26 protein-coding genes, 1 rRNA gene and 2 other annotated features are annotated in these 25,926 nt (G+C 38.0%); all 27 genes read right to left on the bottom strand.

From position 1 onward, the window contains the following. Nucleotides 1-33: 33 nt before the first annotated feature. Nucleotides 34-3,567 (bottom strand): DNA-directed RNA polymerase subunit beta, encoded by a 3,534-nt coding sequence (rpoB, locus tag JR050_RS00290; protein ID WP_204201538.1) that lies wholly within the window; start codon nucleotides 3,565-3,567, stop codon nucleotides 34-36. Nucleotides 3,568-3,895: 328 nt separating this feature from the next. Next, nucleotides 3,896-4,495, bottom strand: a complete 600-nt coding sequence (locus tag JR050_RS00285) for a class I SAM-dependent methyltransferase (RefSeq protein ID WP_204201537.1) — start codon at nucleotides 4,493-4,495, stop codon at nucleotides 3,896-3,898. A 117-nt stretch (nucleotides 4,496-4,612) separates the two neighbouring features. Then, nucleotides 4,613-4,972, bottom strand: a complete 360-nt coding sequence (gene rplL / locus JR050_RS00280; RefSeq protein ID WP_204201536.1) for a 50S ribosomal protein L7/L12 — start codon at nucleotides 4,970-4,972, stop codon at nucleotides 4,613-4,615. A 61-nt stretch (nucleotides 4,973-5,033) separates the two neighbouring features. Next, nucleotides 5,034-5,534: a 50S ribosomal protein L10 gene (gene rplJ, locus JR050_RS00275; RefSeq protein WP_204201535.1), complete on the bottom strand. Its 501-nt coding sequence runs from the start codon at nucleotides 5,532-5,534 to the stop codon at nucleotides 5,034-5,036. 43 nt (nucleotides 5,535-5,577) lie between these two features. Then, nucleotides 5,578-5,723: a sequence feature (ribosomal protein L10 leader region), on the bottom strand. A 61-nt stretch (nucleotides 5,724-5,784) separates the two neighbouring features. After that, nucleotides 5,785-6,486: a 50S ribosomal protein L1 gene (gene rplA / locus JR050_RS00270; protein ID WP_204201534.1), complete on the bottom strand. Its 702-nt coding sequence runs from the start codon at nucleotides 6,484-6,486 to the stop codon at nucleotides 5,785-5,787. Nucleotides 6,487-6,601: 115 nt separating this feature from the next. Further along, on the bottom strand, nucleotides 6,602-7,027 hold the full coding sequence (gene rplK / locus JR050_RS00265; RefSeq protein ID WP_149221310.1) for a 50S ribosomal protein L11: 426 nt from the start codon (nucleotides 7,025-7,027) through the stop codon (nucleotides 6,602-6,604). Between the two features lie 152 nt (nucleotides 7,028-7,179). Next, complete coding sequence (gene nusG, locus JR050_RS00260; protein ID WP_149221311.1) at nucleotides 7,180-7,713, bottom strand: transcription termination/antitermination protein NusG; 534 nt, start codon at nucleotides 7,711-7,713, stop codon at nucleotides 7,180-7,182. Between the two features lie 155 nt (nucleotides 7,714-7,868). Beyond that, nucleotides 7,869-8,051 (bottom strand): preprotein translocase subunit SecE, encoded by a 183-nt coding sequence (gene secE / locus JR050_RS00255; RefSeq protein WP_204201533.1) that lies wholly within the window; start codon nucleotides 8,049-8,051, stop codon nucleotides 7,869-7,871. A 48-nt stretch (nucleotides 8,052-8,099) separates the two neighbouring features. Further along, nucleotides 8,100-8,246: a 50S ribosomal protein L33 gene (rpmG, locus tag JR050_RS00250; protein WP_204201532.1), complete on the bottom strand. Its 147-nt coding sequence runs from the start codon at nucleotides 8,244-8,246 to the stop codon at nucleotides 8,100-8,102. 90 nt (nucleotides 8,247-8,336) lie between these two features. Continuing rightward, nucleotides 8,337-8,957 (bottom strand): RNA polymerase sporulation sigma factor SigH, encoded by a 621-nt coding sequence (gene sigH, locus JR050_RS00245; RefSeq protein ID WP_204201575.1) that lies wholly within the window; start codon nucleotides 8,955-8,957, stop codon nucleotides 8,337-8,339. Between the two features lie 99 nt (nucleotides 8,958-9,056). Next, nucleotides 9,057-9,566 (bottom strand): NYN domain-containing protein, encoded by a 510-nt coding sequence (locus tag JR050_RS00240; RefSeq protein WP_204201531.1) that lies wholly within the window; start codon nucleotides 9,564-9,566, stop codon nucleotides 9,057-9,059. A 5-nt stretch (nucleotides 9,567-9,571) separates the two neighbouring features. Further along, nucleotides 9,572-10,315 (bottom strand): 23S rRNA (guanosine(2251)-2'-O)-methyltransferase RlmB, encoded by a 744-nt coding sequence (gene rlmB / locus JR050_RS00235; protein WP_204201530.1) that lies wholly within the window; start codon nucleotides 10,313-10,315, stop codon nucleotides 9,572-9,574. Continuing rightward, on the bottom strand, nucleotides 10,316-10,729 hold the full coding sequence (locus JR050_RS00230) for a Mini-ribonuclease 3 (protein ID WP_204201529.1): 414 nt from the start codon (nucleotides 10,727-10,729) through the stop codon (nucleotides 10,316-10,318). 3 nt (nucleotides 10,730-10,732) lie between these two features. Beyond that, nucleotides 10,733-12,133 carry a cysteine--tRNA ligase gene (gene cysS / locus JR050_RS00225; protein ID WP_204201528.1) on the bottom strand — a complete coding sequence of 467 codons (1,401 nt, stop codon included), beginning with the start codon at nucleotides 12,131-12,133 and terminating at the stop codon, nucleotides 10,733-10,735. Between the two features lie 2 nt (nucleotides 12,134-12,135). Further along, the gene (epsC, locus tag JR050_RS00220) at nucleotides 12,136-12,789 is read right to left on the bottom strand and encodes a serine O-acetyltransferase EpsC (RefSeq protein ID WP_204201527.1); all 654 of its coding nucleotides are present in this window, start codon (nucleotides 12,787-12,789) and stop codon (nucleotides 12,136-12,138) included. Between the two features lie 151 nt (nucleotides 12,790-12,940). Then, nucleotides 12,941-13,169, bottom strand: a binding site (T-box leader). A gap of 39 nt (nucleotides 13,170-13,208) precedes the next feature. Next, on the bottom strand, nucleotides 13,209-14,666 hold the full coding sequence (gene gltX / locus JR050_RS00215) for a glutamate--tRNA ligase (protein ID WP_204201526.1): 1,458 nt from the start codon (nucleotides 14,664-14,666) through the stop codon (nucleotides 13,209-13,211). Between the two features lie 146 nt (nucleotides 14,667-14,812). Next, on the bottom strand, nucleotides 14,813-15,307 hold the full coding sequence (gene ispF, locus JR050_RS00210) for a 2-C-methyl-D-erythritol 2,4-cyclodiphosphate synthase (protein ID WP_204201525.1): 495 nt from the start codon (nucleotides 15,305-15,307) through the stop codon (nucleotides 14,813-14,815). Nucleotides 15,308-15,319: 12 nt separating this feature from the next. Next, a complete protein-coding gene (gene ispD, locus JR050_RS00205; RefSeq protein WP_204201524.1) occupies nucleotides 15,320-16,006 on the bottom strand; it encodes a 2-C-methyl-D-erythritol 4-phosphate cytidylyltransferase in 687 nt (228 codons plus the stop codon). Between the two features lie 12 nt (nucleotides 16,007-16,018). Beyond that, nucleotides 16,019-17,104 carry a PIN/TRAM domain-containing protein gene (locus JR050_RS00200; RefSeq protein WP_204201523.1) on the bottom strand — a complete coding sequence of 362 codons (1,086 nt, stop codon included), beginning with the start codon at nucleotides 17,102-17,104 and terminating at the stop codon, nucleotides 16,019-16,021. Nucleotides 17,105-17,303: 199 nt separating this feature from the next. Continuing rightward, nucleotides 17,304-18,374, bottom strand: a complete 1,071-nt coding sequence (gene disA, locus JR050_RS00195; RefSeq protein ID WP_204201522.1) for a DNA integrity scanning diadenylate cyclase DisA — start codon at nucleotides 18,372-18,374, stop codon at nucleotides 17,304-17,306. Nucleotides 18,375-18,378: 4 nt separating this feature from the next. After that, entirely contained in the window at nucleotides 18,379-19,755 is a 1,377-nt protein-coding gene (gene radA, locus JR050_RS00190) for a DNA repair protein RadA (protein ID WP_204201521.1), read from the bottom strand. Nucleotides 19,756-19,886: 131 nt separating this feature from the next. Then, entirely contained in the window at nucleotides 19,887-22,328 is a 2,442-nt protein-coding gene (clpC, locus tag JR050_RS00185; RefSeq protein WP_204201520.1) for an ATP-dependent protease ATP-binding subunit ClpC, read from the bottom strand. After that, nucleotides 22,325-23,425 carry a protein-arginine kinase McsB gene (gene mcsB / locus JR050_RS00180; protein WP_204201519.1) on the bottom strand — a complete coding sequence of 367 codons (1,101 nt, stop codon included), beginning with the start codon at nucleotides 23,423-23,425 and terminating at the stop codon, nucleotides 22,325-22,327. Before mcsB ends, clpC begins: the two co-directional genes overlap by 4 nt. A gap of 2 nt (nucleotides 23,426-23,427) precedes the next feature. Continuing rightward, the gene (gene mcsA / locus JR050_RS00175) at nucleotides 23,428-23,973 is read right to left on the bottom strand and encodes a protein-arginine kinase activator protein McsA (RefSeq protein WP_204201518.1); all 546 of its coding nucleotides are present in this window, start codon (nucleotides 23,971-23,973) and stop codon (nucleotides 23,428-23,430) included. A 33-nt stretch (nucleotides 23,974-24,006) separates the two neighbouring features. After that, nucleotides 24,007-24,468, bottom strand: coding sequence for a CtsR family transcriptional regulator (locus JR050_RS00170; protein ID WP_204201517.1), 462 nt, complete (start codon nucleotides 24,466-24,468; stop codon nucleotides 24,007-24,009). Between the two features lie 133 nt (nucleotides 24,469-24,601). Next, complete coding sequence (locus JR050_RS00165) at nucleotides 24,602-25,273, bottom strand: MgtC/SapB family protein (RefSeq protein ID WP_204201516.1); 672 nt, start codon at nucleotides 25,271-25,273, stop codon at nucleotides 24,602-24,604. A 562-nt stretch (nucleotides 25,274-25,835) separates the two neighbouring features. After that, a 5S ribosomal RNA gene (rrf, locus tag JR050_RS00160) occupies nucleotides 25,836-25,926 on the bottom strand; the annotation flags it as partial.

Below are 25,926 nucleotides of genomic sequence, written 5' to 3'. Positions count from 1 at the left end.
CTCTTTACCCCATTCATTTCTTATTACTACGCTTTAAATTTCGTTTGCTTCTATATCAATATTTAACTTATCTGAAGACTGATCGTCGTCATCATCAAGGTCTCTCATTTCAATTTCCTTATCATCACTTGATAAGATCTTGACATCCATACCTAAACTTTGAAGTTCCTTAATTAATACCTTGAATGATTCAGGAACTCCCGGCTCTGGTACGTTTTCACCTTTAACGATTGCTTCGTATGTCTTCACACGTCCAACAACGTCATCAGACTTAACAGTAAGAATTTCTTGTAACGTGTATGCTGCACCGTATGCTTCAAGCGCCCATACCTCCATCTCTCCAAAACGCTGACCACCGAATTGTGCTTTACCACCAAGTGGTTGTTGCGTAACAAGTGAGTATGGTCCAGTTGAACGAGCATGCAATTTGTCATCAACCATGTGCGCAAGTTTGATCATATACATGACACCAACAGATACACGGTTATCAAACGGCTCACCCGTACGACCATCGTATAGGACTGTCTTAGCGTCACGTGACATACCTGCTTCTTGAAGCGTACCCCAAACATCTTCTTCACGCGCTCCGTCAAATACAGGAGAAGCAACATGGATACCAAGTTTTCTAGCTGCCATACCTAAATGCAACTCTAACACCTGACCGATATTCATACGTGATGGAACTCCTAGTGGATTTAACATGATATCAACTGGTGTACCATCTGGTAGGAAAGGCATTTCTTCTTCAGGTAAAATACGGGAGATAACCCCTTTATTACCGTGTCGACCTGCCATCTTATCTCCTTCAGAGATTTTACGCTTCTGAACGATATATGCGCGTACTAGTTGGTTAACACCAGGAGGTAACTCATCACCATCTTCACGGTTAAACACTTTTACATCTAGAACGATACCGCCTCCACCATGTGGAACACGCAGTGATGTATCACGCACTTCACGAGCCTTTTCTCCGAAGATTGCATGTAATAGACGTTCTTCAGCCGTTAGTTCAGTTACTCCCTTAGGTGTTACTTTCCCTACTAGTAAATCTCCGTCTTTTACTTCTGCACCGATACGGATAATTCCACGTTCGTCTAGGTTTTTCAATGCTTCTTCCCCAACGTTCGGAATATCACGCGTGATTTCTTCTGGTCCAAGCTTCGTATCACGAGCTTCTGATTCGTATTCTTCAATATGAACAGAAGTATATACATCATCTTTTACAAGACGCTCACTCATGATGATTGCATCCTCGTAGTTATAACCATCCCATGTCATGAATGCTACTAACACATTTCGTCCTAGTGCTAACTCACCTTTTTCCATAGATGGTCCGTCTGCTAAGATCTCACCTTTCACCACTTCGTCGCCCGCACTTACGATTGGACGTTGGTTGTAGCAAGTACCTTGATTTGAACGGATGAATTTCTGCAATTTATAACGATCTAAATCACCCTTAACTCGTTGCCCGTCTACTTCTGTATAGCGACGTACTAGAATTTCCTTCGCTTGTACCTTTTCAACGATACCTGGTTGTTTACAAATAACTGCAGCCCCTGAGTCTTTTCCAGATACGTATTCCATACCTGTACCAACAATTGGAGATTCAGGATTTAACAATGGTACTGCTTGACGTTGCATGTTCGCACCCATTAGCGCACGGTTTGAGTCATCGTTCTCTAAGAATGGAATACAAGCTGTTGCAGCAGATACTACTTGTTTTGGAGATACATCCATGTAGTCCACACGTTCTCTGTGAACAACTGTGTTTTCACCACGGAAACGTGCAACGATGTCTGTATCTACGAATGATCCATCTTCTGACAATCTAGCGTTTGCTTGAGCAACTACATAGTTATCTTCTTCATCTGCTGTTAAGTAGTCAATTTGACTCGTTACCTTACCAGTTTCCGGATCAACTTTTCGATACGGTGTCTCAATAAATCCGAATCTGTTTACCTTCGCATAACTAGATAAGGAGTTAATCAACCCGATATTTGGACCTTCAGGCGTTTCAATCGGACACATACGGCCATAGTGAGAGTAGTGAACGTCACGCACTTCGAAGCCAGCACGTTCACGAGTTAAACCACCAGGTCCTAATGCAGATAATCTACGCTTATGTGTTAATTCAGCTAATGGATTAGTTTGGTCCATGAACTGAGATAACTGCGAGCTACCAAAGAACTCCTTAATGGAGGCAATAACAGGACGAATGTTGATTAAAGCTTGTGGAGTAATAGCATTCGTGTCTTGAATAGACATTCTCTCTCTTACCACACGCTCCATTCTAGATAGGCCGATACGGAATTGGTTTTGAAGTAATTCACCAACAGAACGTAAACGACGGTTACCTAGGTGGTCAATATCATCTGTATCTCCCACTTTATATAACAAGTTAAAGAAATAGCTAATAGAAGCAATAATATCACCAGGTGTGATATTCTTAATACTTTCATCAATGTTTGCATTTCCTAAAACATTGATTACTCGGTCTCCTTCGCCTTCAACCGGAGCGTAAATTTTGATAGATTGTAATGTAATCTCATCTTGAATTACACCAGATGATGGACGAAGTGTTTCAAAGCCAATATTCTTTTCTAATGCAGGTAAAACACGGTCTAGCGTACGACGGTCAAGAACAGTACCCTTTTCTACTAAAATTTCACCTGTTTCAGGATCAACTAGAGAGTCTGCTAATCGTTGGTTGAATAAACGATTCTTAATATGTAATTTCTTATTAATCTTATAACGACCTACGTTAGCTAAATCATAACGCTTCGGATCAAAGAATCGTGATTCTAATAGATTCTTTGCATTTTCCACAGTCGGAGGCTCTCCCGGACGTAAGCGCTCATAGATTTCAAGCAACGCTTTCTCTGTGTTTTCAGTATTATCCTTATCAAGGGTATTACGTAAATACTCGTTATCCCCTAATAAATCTATGATTTCTTGATCAGAACCAAACCCTAAGGCACGCAAAAGAACCGTTACTGGTAGCTTTCGTGTACGATCGATACGAACATAGACGACGTCTTTAGCGTCTGTTTCATATTCAAGCCAAGCACCACGGTTTGGAATAACGGTAGCCGTGAATCCACGCTTTCCGTTCTTATCAATTTTTCCACTATAATACACACTAGGAGAACGAACAAGCTGAGAAACAATTACGCGTTCAGCACCATTGATGACAAACGTACCTGTTTCTGTCATTAATGGGAAATCCCCCATAAATACATCTTGCTCTTTAACTTCGCCTGTCTCTTTATTAAGTAGACGAACCTTCACCCTTAAAGGTGCAGAATATGTAACATCTCTCTCTTTCGATTCATCGACAGCATACTTCGGTTCACCTAGGCTGTAGTCTATAAACTCAAGTGATAAGTTCCCTGTAAAATCCTCAATCGGAGAAATGTCTTGAAACATTTCACGCAATCCCTCATCAAGAAACCATTGATATGAAGAGGTTTGAATTTCAATAAGATTTGGTAATTCTAGAACCTCACTAATACGAGCAAAGCTTCTGCGTTGGCGGTGGCGTCCGTACTGAACTAGTTGACCTGTCAACTGATTCACCCCTCAAATCAAGCGTATTTATTTCACAACAGATCCTTTTTTAAGCACCTGTAATGATGAACAATGAATAGAACTTTACTAGTTTTCACACACCATGAAAACTTAAGCAAACTACTAATTCGTAAGACAAAAAGAAAAATGGTTTTACTTTTAGAAAACCACATTTAAACTTGCGTCCTATTGAATTAGTTTTCCCTTGTTATTCAATTAATATACGTATTTTTTATATAAAATACACAAGGAAAAATTACATATTTGCATTATATAATGCTAACATAGGTAAAATTATCCGTCAATCATTTTGTCAAGAATTTTTTTATTATTTTTTTGCACAAATAATCAAATACCCTTTGCTTTTGGTGATGACTTCAACAGTTGTAAACATTGTTTTTAACTTTTCAATGGCAGATGGAGCACCCTGTTTCTTCTGGATCACAACCCACATCTCGCCACCTTTTATTAATTTGGCAAATCCACTCTCAAAGATTTCATGAACTGTTCTCTTCCCAGCACGTATTGGCGGATTAGTTAAGATTATTGCGTATTCATCATGATCGACATTCTTCAAAGCATCACTGTAAAAAACACTTACATTATGTATTTCATTCAATTCAGCATTTTTCTTCGCTAGTGTAATAGCTCGTTCGTTCACATCGACCATATCTACTTTTCTATTCGGAAATTCTTTCGCAATCGATAAACCAATTGGTCCATACCCACAACCGACATCTAGTATTTTTCCATCAACACCAGGCATCACAAATGTCTCAATCAACAATCTTGAGCCGTAGTCAATTTCACTTTTCGAAAATACACCTTGATCAGTAATAAAAGAAAAAGCTGTTCCCCTTAGCGTATATTGAAGTCTTTGAGGTTTACTTTCTACTGACGGATTTTGAGAATAATAATGTTCACTCATAACTATCCCCCTTTCTCCAACTAGTATCATCATTCACTTTCAGAAATAAACGATAAAATTATTATTTAATGATATAAAAATAAGCTCGCTATAATAGCGAGCTCATTTTAACTAACATTACTTAACTTCAACGTTAGCTCCAACTTCTTCAAGTTTAGCTTTCATTTCTTCAGCTTCTTCTTTGGAAATTCCCTCTTTAAGAGCTTTTGGAGTGTTGTCAACTAAGTCTTTAGCTTCTTTTAATCCAAGACCAGTGATTTCACGAACAACCTTGATAACCTTAATCTTTTGGTCACCAGCGCTTGCTAATACTACGTCAAATTCAGTCTTTTCTTCAACAGCAGCAGCACCAGCACCTGCCATTGCTACTGGAGCAGCAGCAGTTACACCAAATTCTTCTTCGATAGCTTTTACTAAGTCGTTAAGTTCTAAAACAGTCATGTTTTTAACTGCTTCAATGATTTGTTCTTTAGTCATGAGAAATATCCTCCTTTTATTTTTAAGCGTTAGTTTTGGTTATGCATATTGTAAATCTAGATTACGCGCCTTGTTCTTCTTTTTGATCTGCAACAGCTTTTGCAGCAAGAGCAAGATTGCGAATTGGTGCTTGTAGCACACTAAGCAACATAGAAAGTAAACCTTCGCGAGAAGGAAGTTCAGCAAGAGCCTTAACTTCTTCTACTGTCGCAATGTTACCTTCGATAACACCAGCTTTAATTTCTAACTTTTCGTTTTTCTTAGCGAATTCGTTAAGAATCTTAGCAGGAGCTATAACATCTTCACCACCAAATGCAATTGCGTTTGGACCAGTTAAGAATTCGTTAAGCCCTTCTAATCCAGCATCAGTAGCTGCACGGCGAGTCATAGTGTTTTTGTACACTTTGAAATCAATACCAGCTTCACGAAGCTGTTTACGTAATTCAGTTACTTGAGAAACTGTTAAACCACGGTAGTCTACAACGATTGTTGATTTGCTATCACGAAGTTTGTCAGCAATTTCAGTTACTACTTGTTTTTTAAGTTCAACTGCGCTGCTCATTCCTACACCTCCTGTTAGTTACTTTCATCAATACCGATCAATGTGGTGTATTAAAAAACCTCTACATCTAACAGACATAGAGGTAATAATCGATAGCAAATAAATTTGCATCTTTTATCTAATCACCTCGGTAGGTTATTAAGCTATAAAGATAGCACCTACTGTCTACGGTATAAATGATTTGTTTGAAACAACATTTTATATAATACAGCGTATTACGCTATATGTCAATATGGTTAATTTTGCAAGCTTATTTTACTGGAGTAAATGTAGAAGAGTCTACTCGTACACCAGGACCCATTGTAGAACTTAACGCAACGTTCTTCACATAAGTACCTTTAGCTGCAGCTGGCTTAACTTTCATAAGTGTTTCATAAACAGTTGCGAAGTTTTCAACAAGCTTTTGGTCGTCGAAAGAAACTTTCCCAACTGGAACATGAATGATACCCGCTTTATCAACACGGTATTCAACCTTACCAGCTTTAATTTCGTTAACTGCTTTTGTTACATCAAATGTAACTGTACCAGTCTTAGGGTTTGGCATTAAACCTTTAGGTCCTAATACACGACCAAGCTTACCAACTTCACCCATCATATCAGGTGTAGCAACGATTACATCAAACTCAAACCAACCTTGGTTGATTTTGTTAATGTAGTCTGCATCTCCTACATAATCAGCTCCAGCAGCTTCTGCTTCTTTCGCCTTTTCACCCTTCGCGAATACTAATACGCGTTGAGTTTTACCAGTACCATTTGGTAGTACTACTGCACCACGAATTTGTTGGTCAGCTTTCTTAGGATCTACCCCTAAACGGAAAGCTGCTTCTACAGTAGCATCAAATTTAGCAACACTTGTCTTTTTTACAAGTTCAACCGCTTCAGCTACAGCGTATGCTTTGTTACGGTCTACAAGCTTAGCAGCTTCTAAATACTTCTTACCTCTTTTAGCCATTTTCATTTCCTCCTATATTGTGGTTTTAACGGAATAACCTCCCACGAATAAAGGTTGCGAACATGGAAACTGTCCAAAATCCGCAACCCCGGCCATCCATAAGCGAGTCATAGGATTAGTCTTCGATGACAATACCCATGCTGCGTGCTGTACCTTCTACCATTCTCATAGCAGCTTCAACGCTTGCTGCATTTAAGTCAGGCATTTTTTGTTCAGCAATTTCGCGTACTTTATCACGCTTAACTGTTGCAACTTTCTTTTTGTTTGGTTCACCAGAACCAGACTGAATTCCAGCTACTACTTTTAACAATACTGCAGCAGGTGGAGTTTTTGTAATAAATGTAAATGAACGGTCTTCAAATACCGTAATTTCAACAGGAATAATTAATCCAGCTTGATCAGCCGTACGCGCATTGAATTCTTTACAGAATCCCATGATGTTAACACCTGCTTGACCTAGTGCTGGTCCAACTGGTGGTGCTGGGTTCGCTTTACCGGCAGGAATTTGAAGCTTTACAATTTTAATAACTTTTTTAGCCACGAGACACACCTCCTTAAAGTCCGTGATGTGGTAATAGGGCTCTGCCCTCCCACTCATCCTTCTTTATTAAATAAAGAATCTATAGTCCTCTAGTAGAAGACATACTGACCTATGCAATGTTACCACTTTTCATTCGCGATTTCAAGTTTTATTTATAATTTTTCAATTTGTGAGAAGTCTAGCTCAACTGGCGTTTCACGTCCGAACATATTTACATGTACTTTTGCTTTTTGCTTCACTTTGTCAATCTCTTCGATTGAGCCTGTGAAGTTAGCAAATGGACCTTCTGTTACCCTTACACTTTCCTTCAATTCAAAATCAACATCAATCCTCGTTTGTTCCATACCCATGCGTTTAAGAATAAACGCAATTTCTTCTGGTTGAAGAGGAGTTGGTTTAGAACCAGAGCCTGCAGAGCCAACGAAACCTGTAACACCTGGCGTATTACGAACAACATACCAAGAGTCATCAGTTACAATAATCTCAACTAATACATAGCCTGGGAATACTTTCTTTTTTGTTACTTTCTTTTTACCGTTTTTGATCTCTGTTTCTTCTTCTTCTGGTACGATTACACGGAAGATCTTATCTTGCATTCCCATTGATTCAACACGCTTCTCAAGGTTTGCTTTTACCTTGTTCTCATAGCCAGAATATGTATGAATAACATACCATTGTTTTTCCATGCTAGTTTGGACGCTTGTCCTTCCCTCCCGAAATATAAAGTCTACATATTTGAATTTCTTGTTCGTCATTAAAAAGACAAATTAAAAAACCCGCTGAACGGGTTTTTTTAACAACTTCCTTTAATATCCACCATTATACCATGAATGTATAAGGATTATTCAAGTATTAAACGAATTAATTCAGAAATTCCTAAATCTACGATAGCGAAGAAAATTGCTACGAATGTAACTGTAGATACTACAGTAATTGTATAACGAGTTAGTTCTCTTCTCTTCGGCCAGCTAACCTTCTTCATTTCACGAACTACATTACGAAAAAACTTCGTCAAACGTTGCATCTTCATACCCCCAACTTAAAAGCGAAACTCTATGTAAAAAAGAGTTCGTTATTTTGTCTCCTTATGCACTGTATGCGAATTGCACACTTTACAAAATTTATTAACTTCTAGTCTCTCATTTTGGTTATCTTTTTTCATTGTACTGTAATTGCGACTAAAACAAACTTCACAAGCTAGTACTACTTTTTTACGCATGTTGAATGCACCTCTTACTTAGACTATTTCTTTCTCTAAGTCTATAAAAATGTATCACAGTAAGAAAATATATGTCAACAAGCCTTTTATTTACAGGGAGATCTCCCGTAATTCTAAATATCGCTCTAGTTTTCGTTTGACGCGTTGGAGTGCATTGTCAATTGATTTCACATGCCTATTTAATTCTTCAGATATTTCTTGATAGGATTGTCCATCCAAATAAAGTGCCAGAACTTTCCTCTCTAGATCACTTAAGAGCTCCGCCATTTTCACTTCAATATCATCAAATTCTTCTTGATTGATAATCAGTTCCTCAGGGTCTGTAACTCTAGCTCCAGAAATTACATCCATAAGTGTACGGTCCGACTCTTCGTCATATATAGGCTTGTCTAAAGAAACGTAAGAATTTAAAGGGATATGCTTCTGTCTTGTTGCGGTTTTAATAGCTGTAATAATTTGTCTTGTTATACAAAGCTCTGCAAACGCCTTAAAAGAAGATAGTTTGTCCTCTTTAAAATCTCGAATCGCCTTATATAATCCTATCATTCCTTCTTGAATGATGTCTTCGCGATCTGCACCAATAAGGAAATACGACCGTGCTTTTGAACGCACAAAGTTTCGATACTTGTTTATTAAGTACTCAAGGGCTTCTGAGTCACCTTGGTGTACATAATCAACAACTACTTCATCTTCTAAAACATCAAACTTCATGTTGTCATTTTCCTTGAGGTATGAATTCACTCCTATCCCTCCGGACTCAAGCAGTAGATAGAAATATTATACAGTAGTATTTAATAGAGCGTCAACCGGTCATCGGTCTCCTCTGCGCCATTTTTCAAAAATTTCTGCAAGTTCTTCTGATAATTGGATGCGTGATGAAGGTTTTTTTTCATGTTCTGTTTTTACTTTTGATTGGATTCTTTTTTCGACTGCACTCATTTCATTATATAGCTCACGTGCTGATTTACGTAGTGCTCCTTGTCCAAAAATCACCCATTGCTCTGTAAAATCAGATGTCGCTACGTGAATTTGTGTCTTCACATTTTTCAACTCTTTTGCGAGTTTTTCAATTCGTTCGTCTGCTGTTTCACTTTCTCGTGTAAAGACAATCTCGACTTTATGATTTTTATTCTTTTTCTCAATCCCCTTCACAAGGTGTGCATCAAATACAATGATGACACGATACCCAGAATATGCCTGATACTCTGCCATCTTCTGAATTAATGCATCTCTTGCTGCAGAAAGGTCTTTTATTTTTAATTCTCGTAAATCTGGCCAAGCTCCAATAATATTGTATCCGTCTACAAGAAGTACATCCATATACCTCATTCTCCAAGAGGTTGTCTTTTACGAAGGACCTCATACATAAGTAAGCTTCCCGCTACTGATGCATTAAGTGATGTCACCTTTCCAACCATTGGTAACTGAACTAAAAAGTCGCATTTCTCTTTAACAAGTCGACTCATTCCTTTTCCTTCGGAGCCAATGACAATTCCTAAAGGCAGCGTTGCATCCATTTGTCTGTAGTCTAGTTTTCCAGATGCATCTGTACCGACAATCCATACGCCTCTTTCCTTTAACTCCTCAATCGTACGAGCCATATTTGTTACACGGACGACAGGTATATACTCAATTGCTCCAGTGGAAGCTTTTGCAACTGTAGCCGTTAATCCAACTGCTCTACGTTTAGGGATAATTACTCCGTGTGCTCCTGCTGCATCCGCAGTACGGAGGATTGACCCAAGATTATGCGGATCTTCAATTTCATCTAATAAAAGGAAAAAAGGGTCTTGACCTCTTTTATTAGCTAGCGTAAACAAGTCATCCAACTCTGAGTATTTATATGCTGCCACTTGTGCAACTATCCCCTGGTGGTTCCCTTCTGCTAATTGGTCTAACTTTTTTCTTGGCGCAAACTGGACAATTACTCCCGACTCCTTAGCGAGTGTCAAAACTTGTTGAGTTTGTCCTTTTTGTGCACCTTCTGCAACCCATATTTTATTAATGTCACGTCCTGATTTTAATGCTTCTATAACAGCATTTTTACCCATTACCATTTCTTCTGACATTTAATTTCCTCCTCTCTCTTCAATTAATTGAATGGACTTTTTCATTAGATATTCCAGTCGTTCATCATTCTCGGATAAATAGTGGTAGCCTAATAATGCTTCAAACGCAGTACTGTATCTGTACGTTTGTACGTCAGTATTTTTTGGGGTAGAGCCTGATTTTGCATTTCTTCCGCGTTTCACAACCACTTCTTCTCTTTCATCTAATTCGTTCTGATTCATTAGTTCATGAACAATGTAAGATTGCGCTTTAGCCGATACAAACTTTGTAGACTCTCGGTGCAACTGATTTGGTCTTACGCTACCCTTTAATAAGAGGTGATGCCGCACTTTTGCTTCATAAATGGCATCACCCATATATGCTAACGCTAAGCTATTTAATAACTCAGGGTTTATCTCCTTATATGAAACCATACATTAACCTCTTTTCCATCTTGGACCTTGAGGTGTATCTTCAATAATGATGTTCATATCTTTCAATTGATCACGGATTTGATCAGCCAGAGCAAAGTCTCTGTTTTTACGTGCTTCGATACGCTTTTGCATAAGGCTTTCGATTTCTTCGTCTAGAAATTCAATTTGTCGCTCTAGCGTCATACCAAGTACATCCATTAATTCTTCAAATAAAGAAGTAAATAAGGCGATAACTTCCTCTGAAGTATTGCTTTCCATTAAATATATATTTGCTTGTTTCGCAAGTTCAAATAAGACAGTGACTGCGTTCGCTGTATTAAAATCATCATCCATTTCCTTTATAAAGGATTCTCGAATTTCTTGCAGCCTTTTCCCCCAAACTTCTGTATCCTGAGTTAAGTTTGTACTAGATTGACTTCTATGCTTTAAATTTTCATATGCAGTTACTAGCCGCTCATAGCCGTTTTGTGCACTATCAACTAACTCCTGGCTAAAGTTAATCGGATGGCGGTATTGAACAGATAACATAAAGAATCGTAATACTTGTGGGTTAATTTTTTCAATAATGTCATGTACAAGAATAAAGTTACCTAGTGATTTTGACATTTTTTCATTATCAATATTAATATACCCATTATGCATCCAATACGTTGCAAACGTTTTTTCATTTAAAGCCTCAGATTGGGCAATTTCATTTTCATGATGTGGAAAGGTTAAATCCTGTCCTCCTGCATGTATATCAATCGTATCGCCTAAATATTTCTTTGCCATTGCAGAGCATTCAATGTGCCAGCCTGGTCTTCCTTTACCCCAAGGGCTCTCCCAGAAGATTTCCCCTTCCTTTGCTGCTTTCCAAAGCACGAAGTCCAATGGGTCCTGTTTCTTTTCCCCAACCTCTATTCTCGCACCCGAACGCAGGTCATCGATAGATTGATGTGAAAGTTTCCCATAGCCTTTAAAGGAGCGAGTCTTATAGTACACATCTCCTCCCGCTTCATACGCATAACCTTTCTCAATGAGCTTTTCGATAAACTCTACTATTATATCCATACTTTCTGTTACCCGAGGGTGATGATCTGCCTGTTTGCATCCTAATGCAGAAACGTCTTCATAATATGCCTTAATAAAACGATCTGCGATAGTGGGTACATCTTCTCCTAATTCATTAGCAGCACGGATTAACTTATCATCCACATCTGTGAAGTTTGAGATAAATTGAACATCATATCCGCGATATTCTAAATATCTTCTTACCGTATCAAACACAATGGCAGGTCTAGCATTTCCAATATGAATGTAATTGTAAACAGTAGGTCCACATACATACATTTTTACTTTACCTTCTTCTAATGGCTTAAAAGGTTCTTTACTTCGTGTTAACGTGTTATAAAGTTGAATTGCCATTTTTACATCTTCCTTTCCTTTAACTGATGTAATTCATTTCTTAATTCTCTTATCTCAAGCTCTAGTTCTTTCATTCGATCAGAAACTGGATCTGGTAAATTCGAATGATCTAAATCCTTCTTGATTTTCACACCATTTTGAATAACGATCTTCCCCGGTATTCCAACAACGGTTGAGTTATCTGGTACATCGTTAAGTACGACAGAACCTGCTCCTACTTTAGAGTTCTCTCCAATTGTAATGGAACCTAATACCTTTGCCCCGGATGCGATTAACGCATGGTCTTTAATCGTAGGATGACGTTTTCCTTTTTCTTTCCCTGTTCCACCTAATGTAACACCTTGGAAAATCGTTACATTATCTCCGATTTCGCACGTCTCACCAATTACAATTCCCATTCCATGGTCTATAAAAAGCTTCCGTCCGATTTTCGCTCCTGGATGAATCTCAATTCCAGTAAAAAAGCGACTAATTTGCGAAATGCTTCTTGCAATAAAGTACATTCTTCGTTTATAAAAAGCATGCGCAATTCGATGTGACCATATAGCATGTAAACCCGAATACGTTAAAGCTACTTCGAAGGCATTTCTAGCTGCAGGGTCTTGTTCAAAAACGATGTTTATATCTTCTTTCAGTATTCGAACCCATTTAAACAAGCTGACTCACTCCCTTATTTAAGCGTTTTATTAGAAAGACTTGGATAACACCAAGTCCTTGGACGCAAGTGGTGGCTTAGTCTTTTTTATGCGTTAAGAAAGCAATAATTTTTCTTATTTAGCCATATAAAAAACGCCTCTGTGCATAACACACAGAGACGCTTATATCGCGCGGTTCCACTCTGTTTAGGCATATAGTCTTTTCATGCCTCAACTTTGACTCCTGTAACGGTGAGTAACCGCTTCTACCTACTAAATCGTTTCAATAGAAGGCTCCGAGGTGCAATTCAGTAGCATCGTTCTTGAACCACTTTCAGCCGGTGATGGTTCTCTCTGATAAAGAACAGACATGTACTTACTTTCCTCTTCAACACTTTACGTCTTTGTATATCTTACTATATTACATAAATATCAAATTGTTAATTAATTAGACTTTCTAATTGCTTCGTAACCTTTTCTTTTCCTAATAATGCAATGGCTTTTGGTAAATCGGGACCGTGTGTTTGACCAGTAATCGCAACACGTATTGGCATGAAAAGCTTTTTCCCCTTTTGACCAGTTGCCTTCTGCGTCGCTTTAATTGCAAGTTTTATTTCTTCTGCTCCGAATACTTCCAATACCTTTATTTCATTAAAGAATGCTTTCATCACTTCTGGTACTTGCTCTTCTGCTAGAACAGCCTTTGCTTCTTCATCATACTCTACTTCTCCTTTGAAGAAAAGTTCTGATAGTTCTACAATCTCTGCACCGTAGCTCATTTGTTCTTGGTATAGTGCAACAAGATCACTTGCCCATTGCAGCTCTTCTTCAGAAGGATTTTCACTTACTTTACCCGCTTTCACTAAGTGAGGTAATGCAAGTTCGACTACTTTATCAACCTCAAGTTTTTTTATATATTGATTGTTCATCCATGCTAATTTTTGTGTATCGAATACAGCTGGTGATTTTGATAAACGAGCAGGGTCGAACATTTCAATAAACTGCTCTTTATTGAAAATCTCTTCTTCTCCCACCGGTGACCAGCCCAGTAATCCAATAAAGTTAAATAATGTTTCAGGTAAGTAACCCAGCTCTTCATACTGCTCAATGAATTGAATAATACTTTCATCACGCTTACTTAGCTTTTTACGTTGCTCATTCACAATCAAAGTCATGTGTCCAAATGTCGGAATATTCCAATCGAAAGCTTCGTAAATCATTATTTGCTTTGGTGTATTCGAGATGTGATCTTCTCCTCGTAATACATGCGTGATTTTCATTAAGTGATCATCTACAGCTACCGCAAAGTTATAGGTCGGTGTTCCATCTTTTTTTATAATAACGTAGTCACCCATACCGTCTGATTCAAAGCTAATGTCACCTTTAACCATATCATTAAAGCGATATACTTTTCCCTCAGGAACACGGAAACGAATAGAAGGTCGTCTTCCTTCCTTTTCATAGGATTCTCTTTCTTCTTGTGTTAAGTTACGGTGTTTCCCTGAATAACGAGGCATCTCATTACGTGCAATTTGTTCTTCTCTTTCTCTTTCTATCTCTTCTTCCGTGCAATAACACTTATAAGCAAGACCTTTCTCAAGGAGCTCTTCGTAATACTTTTTGTATAGGTCATTACGCTCTGACTGTCTATATGGACCATATTCTCCACCAACATCTGTGCTTTCGTCCCAGTCCACACCTAACCATTTTAAGTAATGTAACTGACTTTCTTCTCCGCCCTCAATGTTGCGCTTTTGGTCTGTATCTTCAATTCGAATAATAAATTTACCATTTTGGTTGCGAGCAAATAAGTAATTGAAAATTGCAGTTCTAGCATTACCAATATGTAAATGGCCAGTTGGACTTGGCGCATAGCGAACACGTACTTCATTTAACATACAACAAACACCATCCTATTAAACTTTTTATCCTATAAGCTTTTCTCTCTTATAATCATGCTTATTTTAACACCACATGCATAAGGTTGCCTATCTTTTTTGACTTGTTAACACCATATATGACCTAGCTTTTTTATGCGTTACTATCACGAAGTACATTCCGCATTCTTTTTCTGTATTAAGATGACTGCTTGAGAAGCAATGCCTTCACCTCTACCAGTGAAGCCTAGCTTTTCTGTTGTTGTTGCTTTTACATTAACTTGTCCAGGAGTAGCATGTAGCAAATCAGCGATTCTCTTTTTCATATCTTCTATGTAAGGTGCCATTTTAGGCTTTTGAGCGATAATCGTACAATCAACATTTGTTAGCTCATAGCCTCGCCCCTCAACTAAATCCCAAACGTGAGATAGTAGCTTGGCAGAGTCAGCTCCTTTAAAGGCAGGATCTGTATCTGGAAAATGCTTACCGATATCCCCTTCTCCAATCGCCCCTAAACAAGCATCCGCAATTGTATGTAATAATACATCAGCATCTGAATGGCCAATTAAACCTTTTTCATACGGGATTGTAATACCTCCAATAATTAAAGGCACTCCTTCGCCAAGTTGATGCACATCAAAACCTTGTCCAATACGGAACATGTATAATCCCCCTTATTTTTGTTGATTATTTAAAATTGATTCTCCATAAACGATATCTTCTGGTGTAGTAAGCTTAATATTTTCGTAATCACCTGACACGACCGCAATTGGTTTATGTAACCTTTCCACTAAACTCGCTTCGTCCGTTCCTAAAAAGTTTGTTTGAAAAGCATGCTCATAGGCTTGTCTTAATAGTTGAACATGAAAAGCTTGTGGGGTCTGAACTGCCCACAAGCTTGAACGCTCTACTGTTTCTTCAACAAGACCATTGTTCACTTTTTTAATCGTATCCTTTACTGGTACAGCCAAAATAGCTGCACTTGTTTCAGATGCCTTTTTTACAAGTTCTTGTATCTTCTCAATTGTAATAAATGGTCTCGCCCCATCGTGGACTAATACAAGACTATTCGCACCTTCAACCTTCATAAGACCATTATAAACACTATCTTGCCTCTCAGCTCCACCAGGTATAAGCTGTTTTACCTTTTGAATCTTAAAAGAGCACAGTAATTCTTTGAAATATTCTCGCTCCATCTCATTTATTACTAATATAATCTCGTTACAATGTGGATCCTGTTCAAATACACTTAGTGTATGAATAATAACAGGTTTATCTCCTAACATGATAAATTGCTTGTTTTTACCGGCGTTCATTCGTTTTCCTGAACCTGCTGCAGGTATGATAACCGTATACTCCATTGTGCCTCCAACTTACAGTGCTTTTTCTAATAACTTCGGCTTCGCAAAGATCATTCTCCCTGCAGACGTCTGAAGCACACTTGTTACGAGTACATCAATTCGTTTGCCGATATAATCTCGACCATCTTCTACAACAATCATCGTACCGTCGTCTAGATAAGCAACACCTTGATTGTATTCTTTCCCATCCTTAATCACTTGAACGTTTAATTCTTCACCGGGTAATACTACTGGTTTTACGGCATTCGCTAGATCATTAATATTAAGAACCCCAACATTTTGCAGTTCACAAACTTTATTTAAATTAAAGTCATTTGTCACAACAATACCTGATGTTAATTTCGCAAGCTTTACTAATTTGCTATCTACTTCTTGAATTTCTTCAAAATCACCTTCATAAATTTCAACCTTAATAGAAAGCTCTTTTTGAATACGATTTAAAATATCTAACCCTCTGCGCCCACGATTACGCTTTAGCACATCTGAAGAGTCTGCAATATGCTGTAATTCTTCAAGAACAAATTGTGGAATGACAATTGTTCCTTCAAGGAAACCAGTTTGACAAATATCGGCAACTCTTCCATCAATAATAACACTAGTATCTAGTATCTTTAATGTACCTTTCTCCAGCTCATCTTCCTCAGCGTCTTTCTTTTTCGATTTGCCTGAAACAGTAAATACATTAATGAGTTCATCGCGCTTTTTAAACCCAACTTGAAAACCTAAATATCCAAGTAAAAGTGTTAATAATATAGGAATGACCGTATTGACTAATGGAAAATCAATCGTCTTAATTGGAATCGCAATTAAAAATGCAATAATTAATCCAAAGATTAGTCCCAGGCCACCAAATAATACTTCTGCAACAGAAGCTTTTACAAGTACTTCTTCAGTCCATTTTACAAAATCTACGACAAAATCCACTAACCAAAATGTGATAAGGAAGAATACAATTGCCCCTAAACCTGCCCTAACATAGGGCGAATCTAGAAAAGGTAAGTTATTAATTTCTAATAAAGAAAATAAGGACGGAATAAAAAAGATACCAAGCGTACCACCAACTAACAAGAAACTTAATTGCACAATTCGTTTAATCATAGATTCACCTCCTACTATTTCATTATAAACACTTTGAGAGCTTTGAAACCTAATATTACAAGGGTTTTAAATAAATGTTTTTGTTTTGACATGAATTTGTAAATAATTTGTACGAAAAAACAGTTTTAGTCAATTTTTACCAATTAATATATCAAACATTAGTAGTTCATGTCAAAGAATATGAGGTATCAATTAACCTTTACATTTGACGATCAATTAAATGTTGCTCTTGCAGTCTTTCTAGACCTCGTCTAATTTTCCGAGCACGTACTTCTCCGATCCCTTCGACACGATCTAATTCTTCTATTGTAGCTTTGACGATGGAATGGAAATTTTTAAATGTACCAATCAAATTATCAATAATCGGCATCGGTAGCCGTGGAATTTTATATAGCATTCGATAACCTCTTGGTGCAACTAGCTCTTCAACATTTACAGATGTAGTATACCCCAATAAACGTAAAATTACTGAGTCATCCAAAAGATCTGTATTGGCTAATTCCTGTAGTCTCTTCAACACCGCTATGTAATCTGAATGTGGTTGGCAAGAGTAATCTCTTATGAGTAAAATTGCTTCTTCTTCTATGTTTGAAAGCAATTCAGTTAATTGTAATCGAATTAATCTTCCTTCTGTCCCTAGTTCATTAATATAACTTAGAATCTCATTTTTAATACGTAGGACCATCTCAATTCGATGTAAAACTTGTAGCACTTCTGAAAGAGTTACAAGTTCCTCGAATTCAAGTGCTCCTAAATTCGTTATGCCCTGTTTAAGAACCATTTTATATTTCTCTAATGTTTGAATCGCTTGATTTGCTTTTGTTAAAATTACCCCAATATCTTTTAGTGCATAACGTAAATCACCTTTATACAATGTGATAACATTTCTGCGCTCGGAAATAGCAATCACAAGGCACCCTGTTTGTTTAGCCACTCTTTCTGCAGTCCGATGCCTCATCCCTGTTTCCGAGGAAATAATACTTGAGTCTGGCACAAGCTGAGCATTCGCAAAGAGGATTTTGCTACCCGTCTCATTTAAGATGATAGCTCCATCCATTTTTGCTAATTCATATAGGTTTGCTGGTGAAAAGGGGCAATTAATCGTGAAGCCTCCGTCCACGAGCGAACGGACTTCCTCATTATGTCCCATTACAATTAAGCCCCCTGTCTTAGAGCGTAGAACATTTTCAATTCCATCACGAATTGGAGTTCCAGGTGCAATTAATTGTAATATTTCTGCCTTTATCACCGCGCTTGGCCTATATTCCATTCCTCTAGCCTCCTAAGGTAACTTTTAATGCCTCCCCAACATGATCCACACCAACTACTTCAATACCTGCTGGAACACTCCAGTTCCCCATATTTTTCTTAGGGATAATGACTCTCTTAAATCCAAGCTTTGCTGCTTCCTGCACACGTTGCTCTATTCTCGATACCCTTCTTACCTCTCCTGTTAAACCTACTTCTCCAATTAATACATCTGTAGCAGAAGATACTTGATCTCGAAAGCTTGATGCAATACTAACAGCAACAGCTAAGTCTATAGCTGGTTCATCTAATTTGACGCCTCCAGCAACCTTTAAATAGGCATCTTGATTTTGCAATAATAACCCTACCCGCTTCTCTAGTACCGCCATTAATAAAGAAACACGGTTCACATCTAATCCTGTAGCCATACGCCTTGGATTCCCAAAGCTTGTTGGAGAAACAAGCGCTTGAATTTCAACAAGTACCGGTCTAGTTCCTTCCATGGATGCCACAACAGTAGAACCCGATGCACCCTTAGAACGTTCTTCCAAAAAGATTTCAGACGGATTATGAACTTCCTCCAGACCTTCCTCTTTCATTTCAAAAATACCCATTTCATTAGTTGAACCAAAACGGTTCTTGACTGCTCTAAGTATTCTATATGAGTGATGGCGTTCTCCCTCAAAATATAAAACGCTATCTACCATGTGTTCTAATAGACGTGGTCCTGCGATATTTCCTTCCTTCGTTACGTGACCAACAATAAAAATCGCAATACCCTTGGACTTTGCAAGTCTCATTAACTCTGCTGTACATTCACGCACTTGTGACACACTTCCTGGTGCAGACTGCACTTCCGGATGATATATAGTTTGAATGGAATCAATGACGACAAACGATGGAGAAATCTCTTCAATAGCTTTTGTAATAAACTCAAGATCTGTTTCTGCTAATACATATAACGCATCAGAGGAAACACTGAGGCGGTCTGCTCGCAGCTTCGTTTGCTTAACTGATTCTTCCCCAGATATATATAGAACACCTTGGTCTTTGGAGGATAAATATGAGGATATTTGAAGAAGTAATGTTGATTTACCTATTCCAGGGTCTCCTCCGATCAGTACTAATGAACCTCGTACAATTCCTCCACCTAATACTCGATTAAATTCATTATTATCTGTTTTAATTCTTGGTTCTTGAATCGTTTCTACTTCCTTAAGCTTTACTGGCTTTGCATTCCCCTCATTCATAGAGGCAGTAAACGTCAACTTACGAGAAGACTTACTAGGCTCAAGCTCCTCTGTTAAGGTATTCCACGCCCCACATCCAGGACATTTCCCCATCCATTTCGGTGATTCGTATCCACATGCCTGGCATGTGAACTTTGTTTTTCTCTTTACCATATAAATCTTAATCTCCTAACCATTGTATTCATAGACTCATGATATCATAATCTTTCTTTTTAGGATTTTACAGTTTGAAGTCAGCTTTCATTTGAAAAAAGAGGGCAAAATGCCCTCTTTTCCCTTTTCCTTTACACTGTTGTCTTCTCAACAGTTCGTACTACAAACTCATTATCCTCAACTGTTAGTTCCACACGTTGACCTTTCTCAATCGTACCTTTTAGCAGTTCTTCTGATAATCGGTCTTCTACGTTTTTCTGGATAGACCTACGTAATGGACGTGCACCATATTCTAAATCTGTTCCTTCTTCAGCAAGCTTATCAATTGCGCTATCTGTTACAATTAAATCAATTTGCTGCTCTGTTAAACGCTTTTGTAATTGCTGAACCATAAGCGTTACAATTTCCTTTAAGTGTTTCTTCTCTAACGAGTGGAACACAATCATTTCATCAATACGATTTAAGAACTCAGGGCGGAATGCCTTTTTTAGCTCTTCCATTACTTTCCCCTTCATATCCTTATAATCTTGGTTTTCATCTTGAATATTGAAGCCTACGTACTTATTACGTTTAAGTGTGTCTGCCCCTACATTAGAGGTCATAATGACAATCGTATTTCTAAAGTCTACGACGCGTCCTTTAGAATCTGTCAGTCTGCCATCTTCTAATACTTGAAGTAATATATTAAATACATCTGGATGTGCTTTCTCTACTTCATCTAAAAGTACAACTGAGTATGGTTTTCTTCTAACCTTCTCTGTTAACTGGCCACCTTCCTCATACCCTACATAACCAGGAGGTGATCCTACTAATCGAGAAGTAGAATGCTTCTCCATATACTCAGACATATCAATACGAATCATTGCATCCTCATCACCGAACATCGCTTCTGCCAATGTGCGAGCAAGTTCAGTTTTACCAATACCAGTTGGCCCTAAGAAAATAAATGATCCTATTGGACGCTTCGGATCTTTTAATCCAGCACGAGCACGGCGAACGGCTTTTGATACTGCAATTACAGCTTCATCCTGTCCAATTACTCTGGAGTGAAGAATTTCTTCTAACTTTAATAATTTTTCAGTTTCAGATTCTGCCAGTTTTGAAACTGGAATTCGAGTCCAGCTTGCGACAACTAAAGCGATATCTTCTGTTGTAACCTCTGAATTTTCTTGCCCTTGCTTTTCTTTCCAAGACTTTTTCGTCTCATCTAATTGTTCGCGTAGCTTTTGCTCTGAATCACGTAGAGATGCTGCCTTTTCGAATTCTTGACTTTGGACAGCCGCATCCTTCTCTTTTCTTACTTCATCAAGCTTTAGTTCCAGCTCTTTTAAGTTAGGAGGCGTTGTATAGGAACGTAAGCGTACCTTAGAGGCAGCTTCATCAATTAAGTCAATTGCTTTATCTGGCAGGAATCTGTCTGTAATATAACGATCAGATAGCTTTACCGCTTCTATAATTGCCTCATCCGTAATGGATACACGGTGATGAGCTTCATAACGATCTCGAAGACCTTTTAAAATTTGAATGGACTCTTCTAATGTCGGCTCATCCACCTGGATTGGTTGGAATCTTCGCTCAAGAGCCGCATCCTTTTCAATATACTTACGGTACTCATCTAACGTTGTTGCACCAATACATTGAAGCTCGCCTCTTGCAAGCGATGGCTTTAAGATGTTAGAAGCATCAATTGCCCCTTCTGCTCCACCTGCACCAATTAATGTATGAAGCTCATCAATGAATAAAATGATGTTTCCGGCTTGGCGAATTTCATCCATTACTTTCTTCAAACGGTCTTCGAACTCACCGCGATACTTAGTACCAGCGACAACTGTCCCCATATCAAGTGTCATTACGCGCTTATCACGTAAAATTTCAGGTACTTCATTGTTTACGATTTGTTGTGCTAACCCTTCTGCTATTGCCGTTTTACCAACACCAGGTTCACCAATTAACACAGGATTGTTTTTGGTACGACGGCTAAGTACTTCTATTACACGCTGTATTTCTTTACTTCGTCCGATAACTGGATCTAAGCTACCTTCCCTAGCGATTGATGTTAAATCTCTTGCTAAACTATCTAGAGTAGGTGTATTCGCATGTACAGAAGAGCCACCTTGGTGAGAGCCTGAAGAAGATTCATTACTTCCTAGTAACTGAAGTACTTGTTGACGTGCCTTATTTAAGCTAACACCTAAATTATTTAGCACTCTTGCAGCTACACCTTCTCCTTCACGGATTAACCCAAGCAAGATATGTTCTGTGCCTACATATGAATGGCCAAGCTTTCTTGCTTCATCCATTGATAGCTCGATTACTTTTTTTGCTCTAGGTGTATAGTGAATGGTTTGAGTTGCATCTTGCCCTCGACCAATTAATGTTTCTACTTCTTTTTGAATCTTCTCTGGGCTCAGTCCTAAAGCTTGAAGTGCTTTTGCTGCAATTCCTTCACCTTCACGAACTAACCCTAATAAAATATGTTCTGTCCCAATATTATTATGTCCTAGACGAACAGCTTCCTCTTGAGCTAAGGCTAATACCTTTTGAGCACGTTCTGTAAAACGTCCAAACATCATATCGTTTTGCCTCCTTCGTCATCCACGTTATCACGATTTTCCATTATTAATCTTTCTCTTATTAATGTAGCTCTTCGAATGTCACGCTCATTTGGCCTTAGTGCACCACCTGCAGATTGTTGCAGAAAACCTGGCTGTGTTAAAATCATTAGTTCATTAAGTATATTACGTGAAATATTTTTTATGAAGCCTAAATCAATACCCAGGCGTACATCCGATAAGCAGCGAGCTGCTTCTTTTGATTCAATGATTCTACTATGGGCTAGTACTCCAAAAGAACGGTGAACTCTATCTTCCAGATGTATGCCTGATGTCTTCATTAGTGTCTCTCTCGCCGATCTCTCTTGAACAATGAGCTGGCTGACAACAGAATTCAAATCTTCTACAATATCTTCTTCAGCTTTTCCTAGTGTAATTTGATTGGATATTTGGAAGATATTACCTAATGCTTCACTGCCCTCACCATAGATCCCTCTTACGACAAGTCCTAATTGATTAATAGCAGGAACAATTCTACTCATTTGGCCAGTCATGACTAAGGCCGGCAAATGCATCATGACAGATGCTCTCATCCCTGTACCTACATTAGTTGGACAGCTTGTAAGGTAACCACTTTTTTCATCAAATGCATAATCAATATGCTCTTCTAACCAATCATCTAGCCCACTCGCAACTTTCAACGCTTCAGTAAGTTGAAAACCAGGAAATAAGCATTGAATCCGAATATGGTCCTCTTCATTAATCATGATACTTACTTCTTCATTTTCAGATAGCACACATGCACCAAATGCCGAGTCTTCGGCTAACTGAGGACTAATAAGATGTTTCTCAACTAGAACTCTTTTTTCGATAGGTTGGAGTTCATCCATTTTAAGTATCTCGAACTTCAAATCAGAGTCATAGCTTTTACCAACAAAGGTCTTATTAAATCTCTCTACAATTTCTTTTGACTCGTCATTTGTTGCGATGCTCGGAAATTGATAGGCATCTATATTACGTGCAAGTCTTATACGACTGCTTAATACAATGTCTGAATCAGGACCTTCCGTTTCCATCCAAGGACTAATTGCTTGCTTAATAAATTTTTGAAGTGACATGATTACTGTCCCTCCCCTTGCTGAACATTAAGCTTGGTTTCTAGTTCTCTAATTTGATCACGTATCGTTGCTGCCTGTTCAAATTCCTCTTTCGATATAAGCTCTCTTAATTGTTCACGTAAATGTTTAATTTCTTTTTGTACGTGAATTGTACCACCTATCCGCTTCGGAATTTTACCAGTATGACTTGTATTTCCACTATGCAATCGTCTTAATATCGGTTCTAGTTGCTGATTAAATGATTTATAACAATTAGAGCAACCAAACTTCCCAATTTTCGCAAACTGTTCAAAAGTCATATTACAACGTTCACAATGTAATACTTCTTCTTGAGAGAATGCACTTTGTGTTTTTTCCTTAAATGGTTGGTCGAAATTTAATAGTCCTGCCAACAAATGATTAAATGAGAAACCACCATCTGAAAACATCGATAGTTCACCTTTCTCCTTTGCACATTGATCACATAAATTAATTTCTGATTTTTCTCCATTTATGATTTTAGTAAAATGAAACTTCGCGGGTCTTTGCCCACAATCCTGACAAATCATATGCTCACCTCTCCAAAACTCGAACATATTAAATTATTTATATCTTAATGTACTTAACATTGATTTTAATAATCGTGAACGCAACTCATCTCGCTCAGGTAAGTTCATATATAATACAGAACGATCCATCACACTTAACATAATCTTTGCTTCACGTGCTGAAATGATATCCTCTTCTATTAATCGCAGAATGATGCCCTCAGCGTTTGATTGAGATAAATGTTGAGCAATTAATTGAAGGATTTGGTCGATTAAATGAGTTCGGTCATGTGCTTTAACCTTTACAATTCGGATATAGCCGCCTCCACCTCTTTTACTCTCAACAATATATCCTCTTTCAAGAGTAAAACGAGTATTAATCACATAATTTATTTGAGAAGGAACACATTGAAATTTATCCGCAATCTCACTACGTTTAATTTCAATAGCCTTTTCCTTACTAACATCCAATACCTGCTTTAAATAATGCTCTATAATGTCGGATATGTTACGCACTCGCCCCACCTCTCTGACTTTGACTATCTTTGACTATAATATTATTATATATAGCTCATAATAAAATTTCAACTCTGCCAACTCATATCCTCTCTCTATACTAGCCAAAAAAAGAAAAAAACATGATGACACTTTATAAATTTGTAAAACTTTCTACGCCATTTATGAAAAATAATTGTTGTACAAGTTTCATTTCACTTCGTTTATCAATACTAAAGCTTATGATAAATTCGCTAAAGTCATCTTTAGCTTTTATATTATGTATCTGACCTTTATATTCTTGAACAAGAGTTAATACCTGCCTTAAGCATTCTTTATTTGTTACGGTTACTTCTAATTTTTCTTTTTTTCTTCTTTGGATAACAGAACTCTCAAACTTATTTAATGCAATCAATATCAACAAAATAAGTATGGTTGTTACAACAGCAACTGAATATAACCCAGCTCCAATAATTAGACCCAATCCTGCCACGACCCAAATGGAAGCCGCAGTCGTTAATCCTCTTACTGTTGAATCCTTTACTAAAATCGTACCTGCTCCTAAAAATCCAATACCACTAATAACGTATGCTGGAATGCGCGCTGGATCAAATCGTATATTCTCCTCTTCAAGAAACGGATCAAACCCATATAATGATAAAACCATCATTAAACAAGAACCTACTCCAACTAGTAAATGCGTACGAAAACCTGCAGGGTGCTGATTGATCTCTCTTTCAAAACCTATTAATCCGCATAGTAATACGGCTAGTACTAAACGTCCCATAATAATGGGAAGCTCTGGATGGAAAGCTACTTGAATCATCCATGAATCCCCCTTTACTGTATTACCACATCCTATCGTTTATAGACTTCTTTTATGACTGACAATGCTCTTAAGAAGATGTACAAAAGCTTTTTTTACCTCATACAACTAATATTAGAGCAACCAACTGGTTACTCCAAAAACGTACAGTTAAAACTTCTTCAAAAAAGCTATTTCGGACAAGAAAAAAGAGTAACTGATATACAGTTACTCTTTTTCTTATTGTTTGGCGACGTCCTACCTCTCACAGGGACTTGCGTACCAAATACCATCGCCGCTCGAGCTGGTTCGGACAAAATTGAGCGACGAATCTCTTCGTCAGCTTCATTCGTTCAGATCCTCACGTACAGTTGTACGCTCTGTTCTTGCTTGCACAGGATGTGCTGACTTCTGCGTTGCGGACAGGACGTGCGCGCCTTTAGCAGAAGTTCCTTCTCTTCTCGACCTTCTTGCTCCTTTTTATCCTCACTTTATTGTCTACTTCAAACTTTTTCATCGTGACGGACTAGAAAAAACCAACAAAAAAAGAGTAACTGATCAACAGCTACTCTTTCTCTATTTTGCTTGGCGACGTCCTACTCTCACAGGGACAAAGTCCCAACTACCATCGGCGCTGAAGAGCTTAACTTCCGTGTTCGGAATGGGAACGGGTG

This window comes from Bacillus suaedaesalsae (assembly GCF_016890225.1).
GTDB classification, from domain to species: domain Bacteria; phylum Bacillota; class Bacilli; order Bacillales; family SA4; genus Bacillus_BS; species Bacillus_BS suaedaesalsae.
This window is presented reverse-complemented; position numbering and strand designations above follow the sequence as displayed.